The following is an 8,964-nucleotide window of genomic DNA, read 5'->3' on the forward strand; positions in this document are numbered from 1 at the left end:
GCACCCTCACCGCCGGCGGCTCGCAGCCCCCACCGAGCGCGCCCACGGACGAGGGCCACGACCCCGGCACACCACCACCAAGCCAGGACCGAAGCCTGGATCAAGACCAGCATCAAGTCCTGGACCAGGGGCATTCCGTCGCGGGTGAGAAGCCCGTCAAGCGAGGGGGCAGGCGATGACGACCTTCCCGCTGCTGGCCGTGCTCCTGCCCTTCCTGGCCGCCTTCGCGGGCCTGCTGCTTCCCCGCCTCCTCCACAGGCGAGGCCCGGCGGCCGAACCGGGCGGAGTGGCGGGCGCGCAGGCCAACACCAAGGCGGCCTGGATCGCCGTCCTGCCCACGGCCGCCTCCGCCGTCCTCGCCGTCTGGCTGGCCTGGGGTCCCGGGTTCGCCTTCCTCAACGGCGAAGGCACGTCATCCCTCACCGGCCGGACATACGGCACGATCGTCACCGGCGGCGTCCCCATCTCGCTCACCCTGCAGGCCGACGACCTGTCGGGCGTCCTCGGCGTCCTGGTGACCCTGGTCGCCCTGGCCGTGCAGATCTACTCGATCGGCTATCTCCGAGACGACCCGCGCTATCCCTCCTACAGCGCGTTCATCAGCCTGTTCACCAGCGCGATGTTGCTGGTCGTGTACGCGGGTGACCTCCTTGTCCTCTACGTGGGCTGGGAGATCATGGGCCTGTGCTCCTACCTGCTCATCGGCCACTGGTGGGAGGACCGCGGCAATTCGCGCGCCGCGGTCAAGGCGTTCCTCGTGACCCGTCTGGGCGACGTCGGGTTTCTCTTCGGCATCTTCGTGCTGGGCATGGCGGCCGGGAGCTTCCGCGTCGCCGACGTGCTGGCGAAGGTGCCGGAGATGTCGCCGGCGACCCTGGTGACGGCCACGATGTTGCTGCTGGCCGGGGTGGCGGGCAAGAGCGCCCAGGTGCCGTTGCACACGTGGCTGCCCGACGCGATGGCCGGTCCGACGCCGATCAGCGCCCTCATCCACGCCGCCACCATGGTCGCCGCCGGGATCTTCATCGTGGCCCGGCTCTTCCCCGCGTTCCTGGCCGCCCGGCCCACGCTCGACGTGCTTGCCGTCGTCGCCGCGCTGGGCATGCTGGGGGCCGCGCTGGCCGCGCTGGCGCAGGACGACCTGAAACGTGTGCTCGCCTACTCCACGGTCAGCCAGCTCGCCTACATGGCGGGCGGGCTCGCCGCGGGCTCCGACACGTCGGCCGTCTTCCACCTGGTGACGCACGGGGCGTTCAAGGCGCTGCTGTTCCTCTGCGCGGGAGTGGTCATCCACCACGTCGGCTCCAACCTGATGTCGCAGATGGGCGGTCTGCGCCGGGAGCTGCCGGTCACGTTCGCGGCCATGACGATCGGGTTCGCCGCGCTGATGGGCCTCCCGCCGGCCAGTGGCTTCTTCAGCAAGGACAGCCTGCTCGTGGCGATGGACGGCGCGCTCGCGACCGGGGGCCTCACCGACGCGGCCGCCCTGCTCCTGTACGCGTGCGCGCTCGCGACCGTGGCCGTCACCGGCGCGTACGCCACCAGGGCCTGGCTGCGCACGTTCTTCGGCGAGGCGAAACCCGCCGCGCTGCCCGAGCCCGAGCCCGGCACCGCCCACGTCGTAACCGGCCGTGAGGCCCCGCGTTCGATGCTCGTACCCGTCGCCCTGCTCGCGGTCCCCGCCCTGCTGCTGGGCCTCGCCGTCGAGCCGCACCTCGCGCCCGGCGTGGCGGCCACCAGCGTCGTGCTCGCCCTCCTCGGGGCGGGGGCGGTCTACGCGTTCTGGCGCATCGACCCCGCCGCCGACCCGGCCCGCCTGCTGGGGCCGTTCCGGGTGCCGTGCGAGCGGGCGTTCTACGTCGACGGCCTCTACGCGGCGCTCCTCGTACGCCCGGTCATGGTCCTGGCCAGGCTCGTGGTCAGCACCGACGACCACGTCGTGGACGGCGCGGTACGCGGGTCGGGCAGGTCGGCGCGCGGCCTGTCGGGAGCGCTGAGGTTCGCCCAGAACGGCAATGTCCAGCTCTACGTGAGCGGGCTGCTGGCGGGTGTCCTGCTGATCGTGGTCGGGGCGGTGGTGTTCGCATGATGGGCTGGCTTCCCGTCGCGCTCCTGGCGGTGCCGCTGGTCGGCGCGCTCCTGCTGCTCCTCGCGCCGCACGCGTTGCGTCCCCATCTGCGCGCGTACGGGCTGGTCCTGTCCGGCGTGACGCTGGCGCTGGCCGTGCTCATGGTGGCGGCGTTCGACTACGCCGGGGCGGCGCGTCCGCAGTTCGAGGTCGACCAGCCGTGGATCGCCGGGCTGGGGCTCCGCTTCCACCTCGGCGTCGACGGGATCTCGCTGCCGCTGGTCGCGCTGACGGCCCTGCTGACGTTCCTGTGCTTCGTCTACCTGTGCTGGGGTCGCGAGCGGGCCGGTGAGCAGCTCATGAGGGCGCGGCCGAGAGCGCTCGTGTTCACGTTGCTCGTGCTCGAAGTGGGCATGATCGGTACGTTCCTCGCTCTCGACCTGCTGCTCTTCTTCGTGTTCTTCGAGGTCGTGCTCATCCCGATGTACTTCCTGATCGCCATCTGGGGCGGCGAGGGGCGCAGGGCGGCGTCGGTCAAGTTCATCCTGTACACCCTGCTCGGCTCGGTCGTGATGCTGCTCGGCCTGCTGCTGGTGTGGGCGCAGACGGGCACGCTCGACATCGAGGCGCTGGCCGCGGCCCACGGCGCCGGCATGGCAAGGTCCGTGCAGATCCTGGCGTTCGTGGCGATCGGGGTGGGCCTGGCGGTGAAAACGCCCATGTGGCCGCTGCACACCTGGCTGCCCGACGCCCACACCGAGGCCCCGACCGTGGGCTCGGTGCTGCTCGCCGGGGTGCTGCTCAAGATGGGCACGTACGGCTTCGCCAGGATCGCCGTCCCGATCCTCCCCGAGGGCGCCGCGGCCGTGGCGCCGTGGCTCGGCGCGCTCGCCGTCGTCGGCATCGTCTACGGCGCCCTGGCCTGCCTGGCGCAGCGCGACCTCAAACGCATGATCGCCTACTCCTCCGTCGGCCACATGGGTTTCGTCCTGCTGGGCTTCGCCACGTTGACCCCCGTGGGCGTCAACGGCGCCCTCTTCGCCAACGTCGCCCACGGCCTCATCACCGGCCTGCTGTTCTTCCTGGCCGGAGCGGTCAAAGACCGCTACCACACCGCCGACATGCCTTCGCTGGGCGGCGGCATGCTGGCCACGCTGCCACGGCTGGGGTCGTTGCTCACGTTCGCGTCGATCGCCTCGCTCGGGCTGCCGGGGCTGGCCGGGTTCTGGGGGGAGATGCTGGCGCTGTTCGGAGCCTTCCAGCCGGCGAACGTCCTGCCGCGCCCGCTGTTCCTCACCTACATGGTGATCGGCGGTCTGGGAGCGGTGCTGACGGCCGCGTACTTCCTGGTCATGTTGTCCCGCGTCACCCACGGCCGCCCGCAGCGCCCCGCCCGCCCGGCGGCGCGGGTGCTCCAGGAGGTGGGCGGTCCGCCACCGGCGGTCCCGGACGACGTGGCCGGTCCGCCACCGGCGGTCCTGGACGACGTGGGGCGCCCGCCGGGCGACGTCCGCACCCACGAGCTGCTGGCGTGGACGCCGCTCGTCGTGCTGATCCTGCTCTTCGGGCTCTGGCCGGGCCTGCTGCTGTCGCTCACCACCCCCGCCGTGCTCACCCTGCTGGGAGTCGCCTCGTGATCCAGCAGATCGACTACTTCGCCATCGCACCCCCGCTCGTGCTCGCGCTGACGGCCGGCCTGGTGCTGCTGCTCGACGCGTTCCTCCCGGCCCGCCCGCGCACGCGCGGCGCGCTGGGGTTCGTCACGCTGGCGGGCGTGCTGGTGTCCCTGGGGTTCGTGGTCGCCCAGGCGGCCGGGGGCGGCACGCCGCGCTCGACGTTCTGCGTCCCGCCCGGCCTCGCGGACCCGGCGACGGCGCAGTGCTCGTTCGTGGCCGACCGGTTCACGCTGGTGTTCGCGGGCATGGTGCTCGTCGCGGCAGTCGTCGTCGTGCTGCTGTCGATGACGGAGCTGGCCGGCGGCGGCATCCCGGTGGGCGAGTGGTATTTCCTGCTGCTGTGTACGTTCGTCGGCGCGGTCACCCTGCCCGCGTCCCGCGACCTGATCATGCTCGTGGTGGCGCTGGAGCTGGTGTCGCTCCCGGTCTTCGCGCTCACCGCGCTCAAACGTTACGACGGCCGCTCCTCCGAGGCCGCGGTGAAGCTGTTCGTCGTGTCGGTGGTGTCGACCGCCGTCATGTTGTACGGCGTCTCTTTGCTGTACGGCATCGCGGGCACGGTCTTCCTGTCCCGCCTGGAGGCGGTGTTCGGCGGCCAGGCCGAGGCGCCGGGCGTGGCGCTCGTCCAGGGTGACCTTCCCGCCGTAGGCACGGTCGGCGTCGTCCTCGTCGTGGCGGGCTTCGCCTTCAAGATCGCCGCTGTGCCGTTCCACGCCTGGGCGGCCGACGTCTACCAGGGTGCGCCCGTCCCCGTCGCCGCTCTGCTGTCGGTCGTCTCCAAGGCGGCCGGGTTCGCGGGGCTGATCCTCGTACTCGTGGCCGCGCTGTCCGGGCAGGCCGCCACGTGGATCCCGATCGTCGCGGTGCTCGCCGCGCTGACCATGACCGCGGGCAACCTGCTCGCCCTGCGTCAGCGTTCGGCCGTACGCCTGCTCGCCTGGTCGTCGGTGGCGCAGTCCGGCTACATCCTGGCCCCGCTGGCCGTGACGGTCACCGCCGACGGCGTCACCGCGGTCGGCGCGTCCATGGCCTACCTCGTGATCTACGCCGCGATGAACCTGGGCGCGTTCGCGGTCGTCATGCTCGTGTCGAAGACCACCACCCGCAACGAGCTCGACGACTACCGCGGCCTGGTGTTCCGCCGTCCCGTCGCCGGGCTCGCGCTGGCGTTCTGCCTGATCTGCCTGGCGGGGCTGCCGCCGGGGCTGGCCGGACTGTTCGCGAAGGTGTTCGTCTTCAGGGAGCTCGTCGAGGGCGGCTCCGGCTGGCTGGCGCTGGTCATGGCGGCCAACACCGTGATCGGCCTCTACTACTACGCCGTCTGGACGGCACGGCTGTTCGCACCCGCCGCGGAACGGGACGCCGCGCCCCGGCGCACGTTCCCGGCCACGGGGTCGGCCATCGGGCTCGCCGTCGCCGTCGCCGTGCTGTTCTCGGTCGCTCCCCAGCTGGTTCTCGACGTCACCGCTCTGTCCGCGTTCGGTTGACACGTCACGGCACGCAGGGGAAAGGTCGCGCTCTGCCTTCAGCTGAGCACACCGGGGAACGAAGCACCGGGTCATCATCGTTGGACTGAGGTGAACCCAGGCACGAAAGGGGGAGCCTTGCACCACAACGGTCTGCGCACCGCCGTTCTTCTCGGCGGGTTGTCGGCGTTCCTTGTGGCGGTGGGCGCGTGGTTGGGCGGCGGCACCGGTGCGCAGATGGCGCTGATGCTGGCCCTGGCGACCAACGGCGTCGCCTACTTCTTCTCCGACCGCATCGCCCTGTCGGCCATGCGCGCCCGTCCGGTCGGTGAGGTCGAGCACCCGACGCTCTACCGGATCGTGCGCGAGCTGTCGACCGAGGCCCGGCAGCCGATGCCGCGCCTGTACATCTCGCCGACCGTGCAGCCCAACGCTTTCGCGACGGGCAGGAGCCCGCGCAAGGCAGCGGTGTGCGTGACGTACGGCCTGACCAAGCTGCTCGATGAGGCCGAGCTGCGCGGGGTGATCGGGCACGAGCTGTCACACGTGTACAACCGAGACATCCTCGTCTCCTCGGTGGCCGGTGCGCTGGCCACGATGATCACCTGGCTCAGCTACGTCGCGGTGTTCTTCGGCGGGTCGGATGACGACGAGGGGCCGGGCTTCGTCGGCGCGCTGCTCATGATGGTGCTCGGGCCGGTCGCGGCCGGAATGGTGCAGATGGCGATCTCCCGCACCAGGGAGTTCCAGGCCGACGAGTCGGGCGCGCGGCTCACCGGCGACCCGCTCGCGCTGGCCTCGGCGCTGCGCAAGATCGAACTGGGCGCCCGCCGCCTCCCGCTCCCGGAGAACAGCCGTCTCACCTCGGCCTCCCACATGATGATCGCCAACCCGTTCAGCGGCTCCGGCTTCGGCCGTCTGTTCTCCACCCACCCGCCCACTTCCGAGAGAGTCGCCCGACTCGAGCGCATGGCCGGATATCGTCGTTGACGATGGGCCGATTTCCACGCTTGACCAAAGCGGAGCGCAAACTCTGGAACGCCTTCCCCACGGGCCGGCTCGTCGAGCTGGCCCCGGTCGAGATGGGAGCCGGCCGCACGGCAGGGGCCAACGCGCCCACCGACGGCCACACCTGGGGCCCCGACCGTACGATCAGGGCCGAGGTGATCAGCCGATTGCTGCTCGGCGCCCATGACGAGGGCGGGGGCGCCGCGCCGGCCGTACGCCTGCGCGGCGCCAGAATCACCGGCCGGTTGTCGATCGTCGGCGGCACGATCCCGTACGAACTCGTCCTGAGCGGATGCCACCTCGACCAACCCATCCAGCTCACCGGCTCCGCCACCCGCACCCTCCGCCTGACCGACTGCCACTTCCCCGGCCTCAGCGGCGGCGGCATGCGGGTCGCCGGCCATCTCAGCCTCTCGGGCTCCCACGTCACCGGCACCGTCCGCGTGAGCCGGGCCCAGTTCGAGAGCGGCCTGTGGCTGGGCGGCACCAAGGTGGTGTCCGACGACGGCGAGTGGGCGCTCCACGCGAACTCCATCGTCGTCGACGCCGGCATGTACATGCGCAACGCCGACCTCACCGGCGGAGTCGGCCTGGTCGGTTCGCGGCTGAACGGGGGGTTCTTCCTCGACGGCGCCACCCTCCGCAATCCCGGCAAGGAGGCCCTGACCGCCGACAACATGGTCGTCGAGGACAGCATGCGCTGCTCCGGTGGATTCCAGGCATCCGGCTGCGTACGGTTACGCGGCGCCCGCATCAACGGCACGCTCGCGTTAGGCGGCGCCTTCAACAGCCCCGACACCCGCTACGCCCTCCACGCGAGCCACATGGAGGTTCGCGAGTTGTCACTCACGCCGTCGGAGCCCATCGACGGCGTCGTCACCCTCGCCCACACCAGGGTCGGCACCCTGCACGACAACCCCGACACCTGGCCCGCCAAGCTCCGGCTCAACGGCCTCACGTACGACCGCCTGCGCGGCTCGGGCGTGGCCCGGCGCATCGAATGGGTCACCCGCGACCCGGAGGGGTTCCGGCCGCAGCCGTACGAGCAACTGGCCGCCTGGTACATCAGCGACGGCAACGAAGCGCTCGCCCGCCGCGCCCAGCTCGCCAAACTGCGCGCCAGGCGGCAGACGCAGGGGCTCGGCGGCCGGATCTGGGGGCGGCTGCTGGATGCGGCGGTCGGCTACGGCTATCGTCCCTGGCTGGCCGGCATGTGGTTCACGCTCCTGCTGGCCGTCGGAACGGTCGTCTTCGCAATAAACCCGCCAAGAGCCCTCAAACCCGACGAGAGCCCCGATTTCAACTCGTTCGCCTACAGCTTCGATCTTCTGCTCCCGATCCCCGCGTTCGGGCAACGGGAGATGTTCGACCCGGGGGGATGGACGCAGTGGCTCGCGTACGGGCTGATCGTGTGCGGCTGGATCCTCGCCACGGCGCTGATCGCGGGCGCTACGCGGGTCCTCCGTCCGCAGTGATCTTACGCAGGATCTCGGCGAGGTTCTCGGGAAAGAACACCTCGCGGGTGCTCTCGAGCTCCGCCACGCTCCACCACCGGTAGGCGGTCGTCGTGTCCTTCTCGATCTGCTCCATGTGCTCGAACGACACCGCCGCGCCGGGCCCGACCCTGATCGCGAAGAACGTCTGATCCTGCGTGATGGCGTAGTCGGACCACTCGAACTCGATGACGCTGGATGCGTACGGCCCGGTGAACTCCTGCGGATCCGCCCGCATCCCGACCTCCTCGAACAACTCCCGCGCCGCCGCCTCCTGCAACGTCTCGCCACCCTCGGCGGCCCCGCCGATCGTGAACCAGAACGGCTGATCCGGGCGCACGGGATCAAAGCCATAAAGCAGCAATACGCGGTCGTGATCGTCGATGGGCAGAGCACGTGCCGTGAAACGGCGCAGAGGGATCTTCGTCACGACAAACGAGCATAGGTGGGCCGGCCCCGAGGCACAGGAGGGACCGCGCCGCCCTCGTACGAGAACGCCGCGCCCTGCCGTGTGCCCCGGGTATCTCCGTGAACCTCCGGGCGCCTCAGAGTCCTCGATGCCCCGGTATGCCCTTCGCCGCCACCGGAGCCGTCGCGCCTCCACGCCCGCGAACCAGCTTCCACGCCCGCGAACTAGCGGTAGTTCACGAACTGCAGGGCGATGTCCAGATCCTTACCCTTGAGCAGCGTGATGACGTCCTGAAGGTCATCCTTCTTCTTGGAGCTGACCCGAAGCTCCTCGCCCTGAATCTGCGCCTTGATTCCCTTGGGTCCCTCGTCGCGGATCATCTTGGAGATCTTCTTCGCGTTCTCCTGGTCGATGCCCTCCTTCAGGCTGACCAGCATGCGGTACTCCTTGCCCGACAGCTTGGGCTCGCCCGCATCGAGAATCTTCAGCGACAGACCCCGCTTGACCACCTTCTCCTTGAACACGTCGAGTGCGGCGTTCGCCCGCTCCTCACTGTTCGCCTTGATCTCGATGTTCTCCTGACCGGACCAGCTGATGCTCGCCCCCGTGCCCTTGAAGTCGAAGCGGTGCCCGATCTCCTTGACCGTCTGGTTCAGAGCGTTGTCGACCTCCTGCCGGTCGATCTTGCTGACGATGTCGAACGACGAATCAGCCAAAACACCCATCCTCTCAACTGCGGAAAGCACTATCCGGATCCCACCGGTACGGCGTACGCCACGGCACGGACCCAGCGCACGAGCCTAGCCAGCATCGGCCCACGGCGCAGGCCCCCAGCCCGTTGCCC

General features: G+C 70.3%; 7 protein-coding genes. 5 read left to right on the forward strand and 2 right to left on the reverse strand.

Going from position 1 to position 8,964, the window contains the following annotated elements:
* The first annotated feature begins 175 nt into the window (after positions 1-175).
* From GUY59_RS00680 to GUY59_RS00700, 5 genes are all read left to right on the forward strand, one after another.
* Entirely contained in the window at positions 176-2,089 is a 1,914-nt protein-coding gene (locus tag GUY59_RS00680; RefSeq protein ID WP_138207837.1) for an NADH-quinone oxidoreductase subunit 5 family protein, read from the forward strand.
* Positions 2,086-3,705 carry a complex I subunit 4 family protein gene (locus GUY59_RS00685; RefSeq protein ID WP_330849103.1) on the forward strand — a complete coding sequence of 540 codons (1,620 nt, stop codon included), beginning with the start codon at positions 2,086-2,088 and terminating at the stop codon, positions 3,703-3,705. The genes GUY59_RS00680 and GUY59_RS00685 overlap by 4 nt, the downstream gene beginning before the upstream one ends.
* A complete protein-coding gene (locus tag GUY59_RS00690; protein WP_138207839.1) occupies positions 3,702-5,231 on the forward strand; it encodes an NADH-quinone oxidoreductase subunit N in 1,530 nt (509 codons plus the stop codon). Before GUY59_RS00685 ends, GUY59_RS00690 begins: the two co-directional genes overlap by 4 nt.
* Before the next feature lie 117 nt (positions 5,232-5,348).
* Positions 5,349-6,200 carry a zinc metalloprotease HtpX gene (gene htpX / locus GUY59_RS00695; RefSeq protein ID WP_138207841.1) on the forward strand — a complete coding sequence of 284 codons (852 nt, stop codon included), beginning with the start codon at positions 5,349-5,351 and terminating at the stop codon, positions 6,198-6,200.
* Between the two features lie 2 nt (positions 6,201-6,202).
* Positions 6,203-7,693: a hypothetical protein gene (locus tag GUY59_RS00700; RefSeq protein ID WP_138207843.1), complete on the forward strand. Its 1,491-nt coding sequence runs from the start codon at positions 6,203-6,205 to the stop codon at positions 7,691-7,693.
* Here GUY59_RS00700 and GUY59_RS00705 read toward each other — a convergent pair.
* Entirely contained in the window at positions 7,668-8,141 is a 474-nt protein-coding gene (locus tag GUY59_RS00705; RefSeq protein WP_161714312.1) for an NUDIX hydrolase, read from the reverse strand. The two genes, GUY59_RS00700 and GUY59_RS00705, sit on opposite strands and share 26 nt — an antisense overlap.
* 203 nt (positions 8,142-8,344) lie before the next feature.
* Positions 8,345-8,836, reverse strand: coding sequence for a YajQ family cyclic di-GMP-binding protein (locus GUY59_RS00710; protein WP_138207847.1), 492 nt, complete (start codon positions 8,834-8,836; stop codon positions 8,345-8,347).
* Between the last annotated feature and the right edge of the window lie 128 nt (positions 8,837-8,964).

It is taken from the genome of Nonomuraea sp. K271 (genome assembly GCF_009908215.1).
GTDB lineage: Bacteria > Actinomycetota > Actinomycetes > Streptosporangiales > Streptosporangiaceae > Nonomuraea > Nonomuraea longispora.

Excerpts from the sequence above, each read along its gene's own strand:
- GUY59_RS00680 (WP_138207837.1), top strand. The coding sequence starts at position 176 with ATGACGACCTTCCCGCTGCTGGCCGTGCTCCTGCCCTTCCTGGCCGCC.
- GUY59_RS00700 (WP_138207843.1), top strand. The coding sequence starts at position 6,203 with ATGGGCCGATTTCCACGCTTGACCAAAGCGGAGCGCAAACTCTGGAAC.
- GUY59_RS00685 (WP_330849103.1), top strand. The coding sequence starts at position 2,086 with ATGATGGGCTGGCTTCCCGTCGCGCTCCTGGCGGTGCCGCTGGTCGGC.